At 73.3% G+C, this 16,293-nt stretch carries 11 protein-coding genes; 7 read left to right on the forward strand and 4 right to left on the reverse strand.

The features are described 5' to 3' along the window. Positions 1 to 90 precede the first annotated feature (90 nt). The 3 genes from AADR41_RS26750 (at position 91) to AADR41_RS26760 (ending at position 7,723) form a co-directional block, all read left to right on the forward strand. Positions 91 to 5,046, forward strand: a complete 4,956-nt coding sequence (locus AADR41_RS26750; protein WP_342283957.1) for a DNA repair ATPase — start codon at positions 91 to 93, stop codon at positions 5,044 to 5,046. A 30-nt stretch (positions 5,047 to 5,076) separates the two neighbouring features. Continuing rightward, positions 5,077 to 7,062 (forward strand): NAD-binding protein, encoded by a 1,986-nt coding sequence (locus AADR41_RS26755; protein ID WP_342283958.1) that lies wholly within the window; start codon positions 5,077 to 5,079, stop codon positions 7,060 to 7,062. Positions 7,063 to 7,126: 64 nt separating this feature from the next. After that, positions 7,127 to 7,723 carry a 3'-5' exonuclease gene (locus tag AADR41_RS26760; RefSeq protein ID WP_342283959.1) on the forward strand — a complete coding sequence of 199 codons (597 nt, stop codon included), beginning with the start codon at positions 7,127 to 7,129 and terminating at the stop codon, positions 7,721 to 7,723. On the opposite strand, the gene trpS is transcribed toward AADR41_RS26760, so the two are convergent. Then, positions 7,717 to 8,772, reverse strand: a complete 1,056-nt coding sequence (trpS, locus tag AADR41_RS26765; RefSeq protein ID WP_342283960.1) for a tryptophan--tRNA ligase — start codon at positions 8,770 to 8,772, stop codon at positions 7,717 to 7,719. The genes AADR41_RS26760 and trpS overlap by 7 nt on opposite strands. Before the next feature lie 538 nt (positions 8,773 to 9,310). Here trpS and AADR41_RS26770 point away from each other — a divergent pair. Then, positions 9,311 to 9,781 (forward strand): hypothetical protein, encoded by a 471-nt coding sequence (locus tag AADR41_RS26770; protein ID WP_342283961.1) that lies wholly within the window; start codon positions 9,311 to 9,313, stop codon positions 9,779 to 9,781. A gap of 126 nt (positions 9,782 to 9,907) precedes the next feature. After that, complete coding sequence (locus tag AADR41_RS26775) at positions 9,908 to 11,929, forward strand: hypothetical protein (protein WP_342283962.1); 2,022 nt, start codon at positions 9,908 to 9,910, stop codon at positions 11,927 to 11,929. A gap of 27 nt (positions 11,930 to 11,956) precedes the next feature. Here the strand turns inward: AADR41_RS26775 and AADR41_RS26780 are convergent, their stop codons facing one another. From AADR41_RS26780 to AADR41_RS26790, 3 genes are all read right to left on the reverse strand, one after another. After that, positions 11,957 to 12,367, reverse strand: coding sequence for a VOC family protein (locus AADR41_RS26780; RefSeq protein WP_342283963.1), 411 nt, complete (start codon positions 12,365 to 12,367; stop codon positions 11,957 to 11,959). A gap of 155 nt (positions 12,368 to 12,522) precedes the next feature. Next, positions 12,523 to 14,115 carry a hypothetical protein gene (locus AADR41_RS26785; protein WP_342283964.1) on the reverse strand — a complete coding sequence of 531 codons (1,593 nt, stop codon included), beginning with the start codon at positions 14,113 to 14,115 and terminating at the stop codon, positions 12,523 to 12,525. 58 nt (positions 14,116 to 14,173) lie between these two features. Beyond that, positions 14,174 to 14,311 (reverse strand): DUF6126 family protein, encoded by a 138-nt coding sequence (locus AADR41_RS26790; protein WP_164495278.1) that lies wholly within the window; start codon positions 14,309 to 14,311, stop codon positions 14,174 to 14,176. A 166-nt stretch (positions 14,312 to 14,477) separates the two neighbouring features. On the opposite strand from AADR41_RS26790, the gene AADR41_RS26795 reads away from it, so the two are divergent. Next, the gene (locus AADR41_RS26795) at positions 14,478 to 15,584 is read left to right on the forward strand and encodes an LLM class flavin-dependent oxidoreductase (RefSeq protein ID WP_342283965.1); all 1,107 of its coding nucleotides are present in this window, start codon (positions 14,478 to 14,480) and stop codon (positions 15,582 to 15,584) included. A gap of 5 nt (positions 15,585 to 15,589) precedes the next feature. Next, positions 15,590 to 16,261, forward strand: a complete 672-nt coding sequence (locus AADR41_RS26800; RefSeq protein WP_342283966.1) for an FMN reductase — start codon at positions 15,590 to 15,592, stop codon at positions 16,259 to 16,261. The last annotated feature ends 32 nt before the right edge of the window (positions 16,262 to 16,293 follow it).

Here is a 16,293-nt window from a genome sequence, read left to right on the forward strand (position 1 = left end):
CCACCCCGGTCCGTCGGGCGGCCGCACCCCACCGGCCCCCGGACGGGCGCACCACACAGCTCGCAACAGCTCGCAGGGAGAGTCGTACGCATGGACACCGACACCACGACCGCAGCGCCCACCGGCGGCCCCGTGGACGCGGGAACGTACGACGTGCTGCGCCGCCGGCTCGGCGACCGGGCCGCCGAACTGGCGCGCCGCGCCGAGGAGCTGAACACCCGCCGCACCGAGGAGTTCGGCTCGACCGAGCTCCGGCTCACCGGCACCGAGCAGATCCGCACCGGCCGGCCGGCCGTCCCGCGCGACCTGGTGGCCGTCGGCGGGCAGCTGCTGTTCGGCTTCGAACGCGGCCCGGGGGCGCCGGACCCGGCCGAGGTGGCCGACGTGCTCGCGCTGTACGGACCGCAGGCGGCGGAGCCGGTCCAGGGCGGGCCGATCGCCGACGAGGACTTCGTACGCGAGTTCACCGCGCTGCACCGCTACTACCGCGACGCCCGGCTGCTGCGGCTGCGCCTGGTGGACGGGAAGCTGCTCGCCGTCTTCCGTACCGGCGAGAGCGCGGACGGCATCCGGGTGCTGCGCTGGGCGCTCGCCCCGGACGGCTCGCCCGGCGCGTTCCTGGACGCGCGCGGCGACCGCGACCACGTCTTCCCGCCCTCGCACGACTTCACCTGGACCGCCGCCGGCCGCGAGTCGCACGTGCTGGGGCGCCATCCGCACATCGCGGTGGGCGGGGACGGCCCGGACGGCGCCGCGCTGTACGTCGACACCCTCGGCGGCAGCCTCACCGTCAAGACGGTCAACGACACCGACACCCCGGACGGGATCTACCGGGAGCCGGTCGCCGAGCCCCTCCAGTCGCTGGCCGACGCGGAGGTCGAGCACGCCACGATCGGGCCGCTGGTCCTGCTCCGGGTACGCCCGTACAACGAGGAGTCCTGGCGGTACCTGGTCTTCAACACGCTGCTCGGCTCCGTGCTGCGGCTCGACGGCATCGGACCGGCCTGCCACCGGCTGCCGGAGGACCAGGGAATCATCTTCCCCGGCGGCTACTACCTCACCACCGGCACCGCCAAGACCTTCGACATCGCCGAGCCGCTCACCGACCCGGTCTTCGAGGGCGCGATCCGCTCCCCGAACGGCGAGGACGTCCTCTACGTCTTCCGCTCACCCGACGACGGCCGGGGCCTGCTGCTGCCCTACAACCTGATCCGGCAGGAGGTCGCCACCCCGCTCCAGGGCCGCGGCCACGCCCTGCTCGACGACGGCACCCTCGTGCTGCTGCGCACCACCGCCACCGGCGACGAACCGGCCCGGGTCCACCCCCTGCAACGCTGGCGGACCCCGTACGTCTCCGACACCCACGCGGCCGCCCGCCCCGCCGGAACCGGCCCGCTCGCCCGGGTCGGCAACGCCGATCTGGTGCGCGGGATCTCCGACTGCCTGGCGCTGGCGCACAGCGCCGCCGAGACCACGCCGACCGCCGCCGTGTACGCGCAGCTGGTCGCGGACTGCACCCGGGCGACCGACCGCTACCACTGGCTGACCGACGCCGAACTCGGTGAACTCGCCTCCCCGCTCGCGGAGTTGAAGGCGACCGCCCAGCAGGTCGTCGTCGAGTTCGAGACCGTACGGGAACAGACCCGGCAGGCCGCCGACGCGCTGGACGAGGCGGCCGACCGGCTCACCGCGCTCGTCCGCCGCATCCGCGGCGAGGCTCCCCGCTCGGCCGCTGCCTGGGTCGAGCAGCTCACCGAACTGCGCCGTGCCCACGGCCACTTGGCGACGCTCGCCGAGATGCGGTACGCCGACACCGGGCGCATCGAAGAACTCTCCGCCGCGACCGCCGCCGACCTCGAATCGGCCGGCCGGCGCGCCGTCGCGTTCCTCGGCCGGGACGACTCCTTCGCCGGCTACCACGAAGACATCGCCGCCCTCACCGCCGAGGCGTCCGGGCTCGCCACCGTCGCGGACACGGCGGCGCTCGGCGACCGGCTGACCGGGATGACGGACGGGCTGAGCACCGTCACCGAGGTCGTCGCCGGTCTCGACATCGGGGACACCACGGTCCGCACCTCGATCCTGGAGCGGATCGCCGAGGTGCTCGGCGGGGTCAACCGGGCCCGCGCCACTCTCGATGCCCGCCGCCGCGAACTCCTCGACCACGAGGGCCGCGCCGAGTTCGCCGCCGAGTTCGCCCTGCTCGGGCAGGCCGTCACCGGCGCGATCGCCGCCGCCGACACCCCGGACGCCTGCGACGACCAACTTTCCAGGCTGCTGCTCCAACTCGAAAACCTGGAGTCGCGGTTCGCGGAGTTCGACGACTTCCTGGCCGAGCTGGCCGAACGCCGCACGGAGGTGTACGAGGCGTTCTCGGCCCGCAAGCAGACCCTCCAGGATGCCCGGGCCCGGCGCGCCGAGCGGCTCGCCCAGTCGGCGGCCCGGGTCCTGGAGACGGTCTCCCGGCGGCTGTCCGCGCTGGACGACCTGGACGCCGTGAACACCTTCCTGGCCTCCGACCCGATGGCCGCCAAGATCCGCCGCACCGCCGAGGAGCTGCGCGAACTCGGCGACCCGGTAAGGGCCGAGGAACTCGACGGACAGCTGCTGGCCGCCCGCCAGGAGGCCGGGCGGGCGCTGCGGGACCGCAGTGAGCTGTACGCGGACGGCGGCGCCACGATCCGGCTGGGCCGGCACCGGTTCGCCGTCAACACCCAGCCCTTCGACCTGACGCTCGTCCCGCACGGGGACCGGCTCGCGTTCGCCCTCACCGGCACCGACTACCGGGCGCCGGTCGCCGACCCGGAGTTCGAGGCGACCCGCCCGTACTGGGAGCAGACCCTCCCCTCGGAGTCCCCGCAGGTCTACCGGGCCGAGCACCTGGCCGCCCGGCTCCTGGACGAGCGGGGCGCGGACACCCTCGCCGCACTGGACGCGGACCAACTCGCCGCCCTGGTACGGGAGTCGGCCGCCGCCGCGTACGACGAGGGATATCAGCGCGGCGTCCACGACGAGGACGCCACCGCGATCCTGACCGCCCTGCTGCGGCTGCACGCCGGGGCCGGACTGCTGCGCCGCCCGCCCGCCGTCCGGGCAACTGCTCAACTCTTCTGGGCGTACGGCACGGACGAGGCGCGACGCACCTCGTGGACCCGGCGGGCCCGTTCGCTGGCCCGCGCCCGCGAGACCTTCGGCCTGACCCCGGCCGTCGACGCCCTCCAGGAGGAGTGGGCGTCCGTCATCGGGGGCGAGGACCCGGCCGCCGTCGCCGCGTACCTCTTCGAGGAGCTGACCAGCGGCCCGGAGGGGTTCGTCACCAGCGCCGCCACCCGCACCTTCCTCGACAAGTTCCGGCGTACCACCGGGACTCCGGCGTACGACGAGGATCTCGCCGCACTGGGCGACGACCTTCCGGCCCGCCGCCAGCTCGTCGAGGGCTGGCTCGCCTCGTACGCCGCGGCGAGCGGCGGCGGCATCGACGCGGGCGATCTCGCGGAGGCCGTGGCCGTGGAGCTCTGCCCCGAGCCGGTACTCGGCCGGTACGACTGCGAGGCGCCGCTGACCGCGCGGGTGGAGGGGCTGCTCGGCACCCACCCGCGCGTCGAGCGGGGCACGCTGGCCGTCCGGATCGACGAACTCCTCGCCCGCACCGCCTCCTTCCGCACCACGACCGTCCCCGGGTTCCGCGCCTACCAGCGCCGGCGCACCGCGCTGGTGAACGCCGAGCGGGCCCGGCTGCGGCTGGACGACCACCGGCCGCGCGTCATGTCGGCGTTCGTCCGCAACCGGCTGCTGGACGAGGTGTACCTGCCGCTGATCGGGGACAGCCTCGCCAAGCAGCTCGGCACCGCCGACGCCGACCGGCGCACCGACTCGCAGGGCCTGCTGCTGCTGGTGTCGCCGCCCGGCTACGGCAAGACGACGCTGATGGAATACGTCGCCGACCGGCTCGGCCTGGTCCTCGTCAAGATCAGCGGCCCGAACCTGGGGCACGACGTGACCTCGCTCGACCCGGCCCAGGCCACCACCGCGACCGCCCGCCAGGAGATCGAAAAGATCAACTTCGCGCTGGAGTCCGGCAACAACACGCTCCTCTACCTCGACGACATCCAGCACACCTCGCCGGAACTGCTCCAGAAGTTCATCCCGCTCTGCGACGCCACCCGCCGGATCGAGGGCGTGCGGGACGGCGAACCGCGCAGCCACGACCTGCGGGGCAAGCGGTTCGCGGTGTGCATGGCCGGCAATCCGTACACGGAGTCGGGCGAGCGGTTCCGGATCCCGGACATGCTCGCCAACCGGGCCGACGTGTGGAACCTCGGCGAGGTGCTGAGCGGCCGCGAGGACGTCTTCGCGCTGAGCTTCGTCGAGAACGCGCTGACCGCCAACCCGGTGCTCGCGCCGCTCGCGGGGCGCTCCCGCGCGGATCTCGCCCTGTTCGTACGGCTGGCCTCCGGCGACGGTTCGGCGCGCACGGACCGGCCGGAGCACCCGTACACACCCGCCGAGGTGGACCGGATCGTCGCGGTGCTGCGCCATCTGCTGACCGCCCGCGACACCGTCCTGGCCGTGAACGCCGCGTACATCGCGTCGGCCGCGCAGACCGACGCGACGCGCACCGAACCGCCGTTCCGGCTCCAGGGCTCGTACCGCAACATGAACAAGATCGCCGAACGGATCGTGCCGGTGATGAACGACGCGGAGCTGTCCGACGTCATCGACGACCACTACACGGGCGAGGCCCAGACGCTGACCAACGGCGCGGAGTCGAACCTGCTGAAGCTGGCCGCGCTGCGGGGCCGGCTCACCCCCGAACAGTCCGAGCGCTGGTCCGCGATCACCGCCTCCTACGTCCGGACTCAGGCCCTCGGCGGCCCGGACGGCGACCCGACGACCCGGGCCGTCGCCGCGCTGGGGCTGCTCGCGGACCGGATCGCGGCGGTCGAGTCGGCGATCGTCCGGGTGGCCGACCCTCGCCATGTGCTCACCAACCCGCAGGCCCGGCACGCGGCTTCCCCGCCCGCCGGACCGGCCGGAGATCACTGACCGGACGCCCACCGAGGAGAGGAGCAAGGCATGCTGGGCCATGTGCCCCCACTTCCCCAGCAGCCCCAGCGTTCCCCGTTCAGCGGACACATGGTCGTCTGCGGCGACGACGCACTGGCCCGCCGTCTCGCCGTCGAGCTGCGTTACGTGTACGGAGAGCGGGTCACCCTCGTCCTGCCGCCCGGCCGCGACGCCCGCGCCCCCGAACTCCCGCTGACGGGACGGGGCCTGGCGTCCGCGCTGTTCGGCCGGATGTCGTCGGCGATGAACCGCAACGGCGGCAGCGGGGCCGACTCGCTGGGGGACGACACCAACGCCGGGGTCGACCCGGTCCGCGTCCTGGCGGCGGCGGAGCCGTCCGACGAGGCGTTCGAGGAGGCGGGCGTCGCCTCGGCCACCGCCCTGGCCCTGGTGTACGACGACGACGAGCGCAACATCCGCGCCGCGCTGACCGCCCGCCGCCTCAACCCCCGCCTCCGGCTGGTCATCCGGCTCTACAACCGCAAGCTGGGCCAGCACCTGGAGACGCTCCTCGACCAGGCCGCCGCCGTCGCCGCGCCCGGTCTGGACCGGGCCGCCCTGGACGCCTCCACCACCGTCCTCTCCGACGCCGACACCGCCGCCCCCGCCCTCGCGGCCACCGTCCTCACCGGCTCCAGCAAGGTCATCCAGGCGGAGGGCCTGCTGCTGCGCGCCGCCGAACGCCTCCCGCCCGGCGGCGGCCAGATCGCCGACCCCGGCCTGTGCACCCTCGCGCTGCTCTCCTCCACCACCCACGACCCGGCGGGCACCGAGGGCTCCGACAGCAGCGGCGACGAGGGCCCCCGACTGCTGCCCGACGAACGGCAGGTGGCCGCCGCCACGGGCCGCGGCACAGTGGTCCTGGAAGCGGTCAGCCAGGCCGGTCCGGCCGGACCGCCGCCCCGGATGGGCGGCCGGGGCGCACCGCTGGGCCAGGTCTTCTCGCGGCGGCTGCGCTGGTCGGCGCTGGGTGTCGGCCTGGCCGTGCTGGGCCTCGCCATCGCCTCCACGATCACCACCGGCGACAACCCGGTGCACGCCACCTACCTCACCCTGCTCGACCTGTTCGCGATGGGCGACCCCGCGATCGGCGACCCGATGGCCCGCCAGATCATCCAACTCCTGTCCGGCGTGGCCGGTCTGATGCTGCTGCCGCTCCTCGTGGCCGGTGTCCTGGAGGCCTTCGGCTCGCTCCGCACGGCCTCCTCCCTGCGCCGCCCGCCGCGCGGCCTGTCCGGCCATGTGGTGCTGCTCGGCCTCGGCAAGATCGGCACCCGGGTCCTCGTCCGGCTGCGCGAACTCGGCATCCCCGTGGTGTGCGTGGAGGAGGACCCGGACGCGCGCGGCATCCCGGTCGCCCGCCGGCTGCACGTACCGGTGGTCCTCGGCGACGTCACCCAGGAAGGCGTGCTGGAGGCGGCGAAGATCCAGCGCTCCCGCGCCCTGCTCGCCCTGACCAGCGTCGACACCACCAACCTGGAGGCGGCCCTCTACGCCCGCTCGGTCAAGCCGGACCTGCGGGTGGCGCTGCGGCTGTACGACGACGAGTTCGCCACCGCCGTCTACCGCACCCTGCGCACCGCCCACCCCCAGGCCGTGACCCGCTCCCGCTCCGTCTCCCATCTGGCCGCCCCGGCCTTCGCGGTCGCCATGATGGGCCGGCAGATCCTGGGCGCGATCCCGGTCGAGCGCAAGGTGATGCTGTTCGCGGCGGTGGAGGTGGCCGGCCACCGGCAGCTGGAGGGCCACACGGTGGAGCAGGCGTTCCGGGCGGGCGCCTGGCGGGTCCTGGCCCTGGACGCCACCCCGCCCGGCGACCGCCGCCCGGACCTGACCGCCCCCGCCACGGCCGGCCCACAAGCCCCGTCCGGCCTGGTGTGGGACCTGCACCCGGGGTACGTACTGCGCCCCGAGGACCGCGTGGTGATCGCCGCCACCCGCCGGGGCCTGGCCGAACTGCTGCGGGGACGGCTCCGGGTGTCCCCGGGGGCGTGAGAGGCCCGTCGGGGCACCCGAAATCCGGGTGCCCCGAATCCCGCGCCGCCCCTACCCTGCCCCCATGGACACCGACTCCCCCGACCTCCTCAATGTGATCGACATCGAGGCGACCTGCTGGGACGGCCAGCCGCCCCCGGGTGCGGTCAGCGAGATCATCGAGATCGGCCTGACGGTGCTCGACCTGCGCGCGGCCGAAAGGCTCGCCCGCCACCGGATCCTGGTCCGGCCCGCCCGGTCCGCGGTCAGCGCCTTCTGCACCGGGCTGACCGGTCTCACCCAGGCCGAGGTGGACACGGGCGTGTCCTTCGCCGAGGCCTGCCGGCTGCTGGCTTCGGAGCACCGGGCGGGCATACGCCCCTGGGCGAGCTGGGGCGACTACGACCGCAACCAGTTCACCCGCCAGTGCCGGGCGACCGGCACCCGGTACCCCTTCGGCCACCGCCACACCAACGCCAAGATCCCCTTCACCACCGCCCACGGCCTGCGCAAGCGCCCCGGCATGGCCCAGGCCCTGGAGATCGCCGGCCTCCCCCTGGAGGGCCGCCACCACAGTGGCGCCGACGACGCGTGGAACATCGCCGCGCTGATCCTGGACGTGGCGGCCCGGGGCGCCTGGCCGGAGGCCGGGACCACCGCCGACCGGCGGACGCACTACTGAAGCGCCCCGCCCATCACGCCCCGCACCTCCTCCAGCGTCGCCGCGGCCATCTCGTTGGCGCGCTCGTTCCCGGCCCGGAGCACCGACCGTACGTACCCCATGTCCCGCGCGTACTCCGCCCGCCGGGCCCGGATCGGCGCCATCCGGCTGTTGACCGCCTCGGTCACGGTCCGCTTGAGTGCGGCAGCACCGCCCCCACCGATCTCCTCCGCCACGGCATGCGGTTCTTGTCCCAGGCAGAGCGCCGCCAGCAGCACCAGCGAGGACACCCCGGGCCGGTTCTCGGGGTCGTACGTGATGTGCCGCTCGGCATCCGTCGTCGCCCCCTTGATCAGCCGGGCGGTCTCGTCCGCGTCGGCGCCCAGTGCGATGGAGTTGCCCCGGCTCTTGCTCATCTTGGTGCCGTCGGTGCCGAGCAGGAGCGGCGCGTCGGAGAGCAGCGCCTCCGGCTCCGGGAAGACCGCCCCGTACCGCTCGTTGAAGCGCCGGGCGACGGTCCGTGTGACTTCGAGGTGCGGCAGCTGGTCCTGCCCGACCGGCACCAGGTTCCCCTTGCAGAACAGGATGTCGGCGGCCTGGTGCACGGGATAGGTGAACATCAGCCCGCTGACGGCGGACTGCCGGGAGTGCGCGATCTCGTCCTTGACGGTGGGATTGCGGTTCAGCTCGGCGACGGAGACCAGGCTCAGGAACGGCAGCATCAGCTGATTGAGCGCGGGCACGGCGCTGTGGTTGAAGACCGTGGAACGTGCCGGGTCGATGCCGACGGCCAGATAGTCCAGCAGCATCCCCTCCATGTGCGTGCCGAGCCGGTCGGCGACGTCCCGGTCGGTGAGCACCTGGTAGTCCGCGATGATCACGAACACGTCCACCCCGAGCTCCTGGAGCCGCACCCGGTTGTGGAGGGTGCCGAAGTAGTGCCCGAGGTGCAGGGGCCCGGTGGGCCGGTCCCCGGTCATCACCCGGAACGTCTCCGGGGCCCGCCGGATCCGCGCCTCCAGCTCGGCGGTGGTGGCGGTGGCGGTGGCGGTGGCGGTGGCTGTGCTCATTGGTTCTCTCTCCTCGCGATGGTGGTTGCGTGGAGGACGGCCCGCCGTGATCACCGGCATCCGTACCCGTACGAGGGCAACGAAAAGGGCCGTCCATATCGAACGGCCCTGATTCCGTGCGGAGGAGGTGGCCGCTCCTAGAAGGAGCGCCACCAGTTCCGGCACGGTACGGAGGTCATGGCCCGATGGTAACGGACCCGAACTCCGCCCACACGGTCCTTCCCGGCCGCCGCCGCGCTCCGTAGCGAGGCGGCAGAGGACAGCGGGCGGCGGCCGTGCCACGCGCTCGCACCTGCCGCCGCTCGCGGTGGTGGGCCCCGCCGAAGAGGTTCACGATGGAGAGAGCGGCGGATCACGAACCGGGTGATGATCACGCGCACGGACCGGTCGTCGTCATGAAATCGTCAGCGGCCCCTGCTGTCTGCGCCGGTGCTCCCCGGCCCGGGCCGCACGAGCGGACGACCGCTGTGTGCGCCCGGCGGACCGGCTGCTCGCAGACCGGTCGGCCGCAGGGGCCGCCGGGCCGAGGTGGATCCTGATGATTACAGAGGCTGAACTGCTCAGGACGGACGACCGGCATCTCGACGAGCTGTTCCGCGGGAGTCCGGCCGGTGAGATCCCCAGAGGACCGATGGAGGGTCTGGCCGTCTTCCCGCGGGCGGGTCCGGCGGGGGCGCGGCTGCTGACCCGCCTGGTACATCTGACCGCGTGGCGGGGCAAGGTCTTCAGCGCGGACGGCTACCTCAGCAATCGGCTCACTCCGCTGGACATCCTGTCCGTCGTCGCCATGGTCGGGTTCGGGCCGAGCCGTCTGGACGACCGGGAGTGCGTCGTCATCGACTACTCCCGCACGTCCCTGGTGTGCGGGGGCGTGCGCGACGAGCTCCGCCAGGTCGGCCCTCATCTGCACCTGGGCCTGATCTGGCTGGCCGGCCGCAGGATCGGATGGTTCACGCTGCGCGACCCGGGCGACGCCGACGCGGCGGACCCGTCGCACCGGGACGGATGACGCTCCGATCGCGCTCGCACCGAGTGCCCGCCGGCAGCGGTGGCCGTCGCTGTGAACGCTCCGCAGGTCCGCCGGCGCGTCCGACCCCCGAGAACGACGCGCCGGCCCGACGAAAGGGCCGCGACCTTGTTCTCCCTCAACTCCCGCCCCCGCAGGGCAACGCCCCGGACTTCGCGCCGTGCGTACCGTGCCGGACTCTCCCGGTATCGCCCGGGCACCGCCCTCGCCGCCTCGGCCACCATGGCGCTGGCCCTGACGGGGCTGCCCGCCACGACTGCCCCGGGCGCGCCGGCCCCGTTGTACGGAACGGTCACCAGCGCGGGAAATCCGCTGCCCCGCGCCGACGTCACCCTCTTCGCCGGAGACCGGCAAGGCGTCCGGGAACTGGGACACACCACGACCGACGACCGCGGGGTCTTCCGGATCCAGCCCGGCCGGTCCACGGGCTCCGTGCTGTACGTGGACGCCACACCCGCGGGTGACCGGTCACTGCATCTGCGCTCCGTCGCGGGAGTCGGCTCCGGCGGCGGCGTGCCGCAGCGCGCCGAATCCGCTGTCACGGTCAACGAGTTCACCACCGTCGCCACCACCTACGCGCTGGCCCAGTTCACCGACAGCCACGGCATATCCGGGCCGAGCCCCGGCCTGGAGAACGCCGCGGCCACGTCCTACAACCTCGCCGACCCGGTCTCGGGACGGCCCGGCAAGGTCGTCACCGACCGGAACAACGGCGACAAGAACGACACCCGGGCCACCCTCAACACCCTGGCCAACCTTGTCTCGCTCTGCGCGCCGGGAGCGGACACCGGGCTGTGCCGCGACATGCTGCGCCTGGCCGCACCGCAGCGCGGCGGTACCCCGGCGGACACGACGCAGGCGGTGCTCAACCTCGCCCGCAATCCGGAACTGGCCACCGGCAGCCTGTACGCCCTGGCCGGACAGGCACACACCTACGGCCCCGCACTCGCCTCGGCACCGACGGCCTGGGTCCTGGCCCTGCACTACACCGCGCCCGAGGTCTACGCCCCCGGACGCATCGCCGTCGATGCCCGGGGCAACGTCTGGGCCACCAACAACTGGCTGCCCGGGACACGGGATCCGAGCCCCTACGTCACCGTGCAGGACCCGGTCGGCAACCCCACCCTGAACAGTCCCATCAGCGGCGGCGGAATGAAGGCAGGCGCCTGGGGCATCGCCATCGACCACCAGGGATCCGTCTGGGCACCCAGCTACGGCGGCGATGCCATGGCGAAGTACTCGGCGGCCGGAAAGCCGCTGTCGCCCGGTACAGGATTCAAGGACGGCGGCCTGAACCATCCGCAGGGCACGGCCGTCGACCAGAAGGGCAACGTCTGGATCGCGAACTTCTACGGCCTGAAGGGAAACCGCGGCAAGGGAAGCGTGACCGTCTACCCCCACGGCGACCCCTCGAAGGCGATCACCGTCACCGGGGGTGGCCTCGACCACCCGTTCGCCGTCCAGATCGACGGCCACGGCCGGGCCTGGGTCTCCAACGCCCGCTTCAACGGGGCGGAACTCATGGACACCCGTGCGCCCCGGGGTCATGCGGGCGGCAGCGTCACCGTGATCGGGGCCGACTTCAGGCCGACCGCCTTCTCCCCTGTGAAGGACGCCTCACTGGACTGGCCGCTCGCGCTCGCCGTCGACTCCCGGAACAACGTCTGGGTGCCCAATTTCGTCAGCAACTCGATCACCGAGATCGGGCCGGACGGAACCGTCACAGGCGTATACGAACTCCCCACGGCCATCGCTCCCTGGTCCGTGGCCGTCGACGGCTCCGACCGTGTCTGGGTCGCCGGCTTCGGTGCCCCCTCCGTCTCCGTCCTGTGCGGCGTGAACACCGGCGCATGCCCGCCCGGCTCCTCCACCGGATCCGTGCTGTCGCCGCCCGACGGCTACCGCAGCAAGTCCGTCCAGCACCTCACCGCCGTCCAGCTCGACCAGTCCGGCAACGTCTGGCTGGCCAACAACTGGTCCAGGCTCGTCCCGCCCACCGGCGGCACCGGCCTGGTCGAACTCATCGGAGTCGCCACCCCCGTCTGCACCCCCTTGCAGCCGCTGCCGGCCCGCCCGGCGGCCGCCGACGCAACCGCCTGCCCCACCCAGACCGGCACGCAGAGCAGGTGAGTGGGCGCGGACGGCCCTCGCGCCCGGTCAGGCGTTGCTCCACCCGCGCCGGCACAGGACGAGCCGGTACCCGTCCGGGTCCTCCACGGTGACGCCCCACTCGTTCCAGTACGGATTCGGCGACAGGACCCGCCTTCCGCCGTGCTCCTCCAGGCGGTCCACCATCTCCTCCGGTACCGGACCGTCGAGGTAGAGGACGAGCAGGTCCTCGTCGGTGGGGCGGGGGTCGGTGGGGTGGTCGCCGCCGTGGACGAGTTCGAGGTGCCAGGGGGCGTCCGGGCGGCCCAGCATCAGGAGGTCGTGCGTGCCGGGTTCCCGTTCCGCGTCGGCGCGGTACAGGACGTCCAGCCCGAGGCCGTCCGCCCAGAACCGCTCGGCGGCGGCCAGGTCCCGGGACGGCCGGGCGATGCGGATGTGGGTCTGTCCGGTGAACGGCACGGCGGGCTCCTGCCTGGTGACGGCACGCCCTGCGCGTGCCGGGACCGCAGCGTAGGCGGGCGGGGCGCCGGCCCGCATCGGTCCCGGGACGGGCCGTGCCCGCGCCGGCCGTCGTACACCGGTCCCTGGGGCGGTCCGGGCCGCTGCCCGCCGTCCTACAACTGCCCCAGCACCTCGTCGAACGCCTTGCTCCAGCCCGCCTCCGGGCCCCAGTTGTCCTCCGCCCTCGACAGGAGCAGCACCCTGGCGGGCACGCCGGCCGCCGCGTACGCGGCGAGCTTGTGATGGCCGTCCAGGACGGCGGCCGCCAGGAAGCGTTCGGGGTGCTCGGCCTCCACGTAGGTGTCCTCGACCCAGGCCAGGGCCAGCGCGGTGGGGCGGTGGCCCGCCGCGACGGCCGAGGTGTACCGGGCCACCGTGTCCGCGTCGAGTACGTCCAGGGGCTGGGACGGGAGCAGGGCGCCGTACGTGGGGATCTCGCCGGGGACGCGGTCGCGCAGCTGGAAGTGGGCGGTGCCCGGCCAGCCGTGGTCGAGGGGGTCGCCCTCGTTGCACGGCTCGAAGTCCTCCCGCTCGCGCAGTTCGTGGCGCCGGAGCCACCACGACGCCGCCGGGTCGGTCACCCGCTCCAGGGCGAGGTCGCTCAGGTGGGCGCGGTAGTGGCCGGTCGGGAGCTCCTCGATGAGGGGAGCGACCGCGTCGAGGACGCCGGAGCCCAGGCCGTCCACGTCGGCGAGTGCGGTGCGCACCCGGTCCGCGCCCTGCCGGGCCGTCCGGGGCGGCCAGCCGAGGAGGATCATCGTCGTCTCGCACGTACCGCAGTCCGAGCCGACGTCGTAGACCCGCGCCCCGTCGATCCGCAGGGACTTGCCCCAGCGGGGCCAGGACGAGCCGGGCACGGGCGGGTCGTAGTCGATACGGATCCTGCCCCGGCCGTCCTCGACGGTGAAGCGCGCGTGGCGCGGGGAGTCGAGCGCGACGGGACCGATCGACGGCGGGACCGGGCCGTCCAGCCGGAGCCCGGACCAGAGGCCGTGCAACAGTCTGCCGTGGTCGCCGTCCGGAGGAGCCAGGGGGAGCAGCGGGTGCCGGCCGGTCAGGGCGACCAGGGCGTGGTGCACGTCGCCCGCGGGCTCCCGGTTCGTCTCCAGCTCCCGAAGGAGGTGGGGTGTCGCCGCCGGGTCGTCCAGCAGTTCCAGGGCCACGACGAAGGCGCCGTGCCGCAGTCCGGTCAGGCCGGGGAGGCGTTCCGCGACCGCCACCGTCCACTCCCGGGCGCCGAGCCGCCCCAGCGCCAGCGCCGCGCGCCCGCCCAGGCGCTCGTCGTCCAGCAGCCCGCCGAGGAACGGTGCGAAGCCCGCGTCCCCGGACAGCCCCATCGCGTCCACCAGCGGTTCCACCGCGCCGGTCGCCTCGGCGAGCCGGTGCAGCTCGGCCGCCGGAATGCTCAGTCCGCGCTGCACCGCCGTGCCCAGCAGTTCCCTCGCCCCGTCGCCACCGCTCTCGGCCAGCAGACGCAGGAACACCGGGACGGCCGGTTCGCCGAGGGCCCCGAGCAGCCGGCCGAGGTGGCGCCGCTCGTCCTGCGCCGCCCGGCCGTAGCGGGCCCGGATCGCGTCGGGCAGGCCGTCCGGGGCGTCCTCGGCCAGCGCGGACAGCGCGCTCCAGATGTTGTCCGCCGCGAGCACCGCGTCCAGGCGCGCCGATGCCGAGCTGCCCGTGCTGTGCGTAGTGTCCGTGCCGGCCATGTACCGCGCCCCCGCCTCTGCCTCTGCCCCTGCCCCTGCCCCTGCCCCGCTCACTTCACTACTTCTTCGCGTGTTCGCCGACGTAGAACAGGATCCAGATGAAACCCGCGAAGAGGTGCGTGGCGAAGACGTAGACGAACACGCGCAGCGCCACGCCGCGCTCCTTCCAGCGCTCGCTCTCGCTTCCCTCGCTCACAGTTCTGCCTCCGTCGGGCGCGGGCCGTGGCTGGTCCCGCGGGTCCGGTCCAGGGTACGCAGCACCCCGGACCGGACCCGCGGAATAGGTCAGGGGGGTGCTCCGTTGTAGGGTGTGTTCATATAGTTCAACGTTCAACAACAACAGGTTTCTGGAGGCGGGCGCCATGCAGTTCGGGATCTTCACCGTCGGGGATGTCACCACCGACCCGACGACCGGCCGGACGCCGAGCGAGCACGAGCGGATCAAGGCCACGATCGCCATCGCGCAGAAGGCGGAGGAGGTCGGCCTGGACGTCTTCGCCACCGGCGAGCACCACAACCCGCCCTTCGTGCCGTCCTCGCCGACGACCACGCTCGGCTACATCGCCGCCCGCACCGAGAACCTGATCCTGTCCACGTCCACCACGCTGATCACCACCAACGACCCGGTGAAGATCGCCGAGGACTACGCGACGCTCCAGCACCTCGCGGACGGCCGCGTCGACCTGATGATGGGCCGCGGCAACACCGGCCCGGTCTACCCCTGGTTCGGCAAGGACATCCGGCAGGGCATTCCGCTCGCCATCGAGAACTACGCCCTGCTGCACAAGCTGTGGCGCGAGGACGTCGTCGACTGGGAGGGCAAGTTCCGGACGCCGCTGCAGTCCTTCACCGCGACCCCGCGCCCGCTGGACGGCGTCCCGCCGTTCGTCTGGCACGGCTCGATCCGCTCGCCGGAGATCGCCGAGCAGGCCGCGTACTACGGCGACGGCTTCTTCCACAACAACATCTTCTGGCCCATCGAGCACACCAAGAAGATGGTGAACCTGTACCGGCAGCGGTACGCGCACTACGGGCACGGCACCGCCGAGCAGGCCATCGTCGGCCTCGGCGGCCAGGTGTTCATGCGGAAGAACTCGCAGGACGCGGTACGGGAGTTCCGCCCGTACTTCGACAACGCGCCGGTCTACGGGCACGGACCCTCGATGGAGGACTTCACCCAGCAGACCCCGCTGACCGTCGGCTCCCCGCAGGAGGTCATCGAGCGGACCCTGTCCTTCCGGGACGCCGTCGGCGACTACCAGCGCCAGCTGTTCCTGATGGACCACGCGGGACTGCCGCTGAAGACGGTCCTGGAGCAGCTCGACATCCTCGGCGAGGAGGTCGTCCCGGTGCTGCGCAAGGAGTTCGCCGCGCTGCGCCCGGCCGGAGTCCCGGACTCCGCGCCCGTCCACCCGGCCGTCGCCGCCCGCACCGCGGCTGCCACCACCGCCACCACGAAGGAGGCCTGACCACCGTGTCCACCACCTCCGGTGTCTTCGCGACCGAACCGCTGCGCATCGTCGCCGTGTCGGCCGGGCTGAGCAGTCCGTCCTCGACCCGGCTGCTGGCCGAGCGGCTGGCCGGCGCCGCCCGTGAGCGGCTGCTCGCCGAGCAGGACCGCGCCGTCGAGGTCCGGGTGATCGAACTGCGCGACCTGGCCGTCGACATCGCCAACCACCTGGTCACCGGGTTCCCGCCGGCCGCCCTGGACGGGGCGATCAAGGAGGTGACGGAGGCGGACGGCCTGATCGCCGTCTCGCCCGTGTTCACCGCGTCGTACAGCGGGCTGTTCAAGTCGTTCTTCGACCTGATCGACAACACGGCGCTGACCGGCAAGCCGGTCGTCGTCGCGGCGACCGGCGGCACCGCCCGCCACTCGCTGGTCCTGGAACACGCGATGCGCCCGCTCTTCGCCTATCTGCGGGCCACCGTCGTACCGACGTCCGTGTACGCGGCCTCGGAGGACTGGGGCTCGTCCGGCGACGAGTACACCGACGGACTGCCCTCCCGCATCCGGCGGGCGGGCGGCGAGCTGGCGGCCATGATCACGGGCGGCCGGGCGGCCTCCGGGGCGCGGCGGACCCTCGGGCTGGACGACGAGGTGGTGCCGTTCGAGCAGCAGCTCGCCGATCTTCGCCTGGACTGAGGCCCTGCCGCTCGAAGCTCTGTCCGGTTTGA

Origin of the sequence: Streptomyces sp. CLV115, assembly GCF_038448545.1 — a bacterium.
GTDB classification, from domain to species: Bacteria; Actinomycetota; Actinomycetes; order Streptomycetales; family Streptomycetaceae; genus Streptomyces; species Streptomyces sanglieri.

What these genes read in the sequence shown, in the direction of transcription:
- AADR41_RS26750 (WP_342283957.1), top strand. Translation starts at nt 91, where the DNA reads ATGGACACCGACACCACGACCGCAGCGCCCACCGGCGGCCCCGTGGAC.
- AADR41_RS26795 (WP_342283965.1), top strand. Translation starts at nt 14,478, where the DNA reads ATGCAGTTCGGGATCTTCACCGTCGGGGATGTCACCACCGACCCGACG.
- trpS (WP_342283960.1), bottom strand. Translation starts at nt 8,772, where the DNA reads ATGAGCACAGCCACCGCCACCGCCACCGCCACCGCCACCACCGCCGAG.
- AADR41_RS26785 (WP_342283964.1), bottom strand. Translation starts at nt 14,115, where the DNA reads ATGGCCGGCACGGACACTACGCACAGCACGGGCAGCTCGGCATCGGCG.
- AADR41_RS26770 (WP_342283961.1), top strand. Translation starts at nt 9,311, where the DNA reads ATGATTACAGAGGCTGAACTGCTCAGGACGGACGACCGGCATCTCGAC.
- AADR41_RS26760 (WP_342283959.1), top strand. Translation starts at nt 7,127, where the DNA reads ATGGACACCGACTCCCCCGACCTCCTCAATGTGATCGACATCGAGGCG.
- AADR41_RS26755 (WP_342283958.1), top strand. Translation starts at nt 5,077, where the DNA reads ATGCTGGGCCATGTGCCCCCACTTCCCCAGCAGCCCCAGCGTTCCCCG.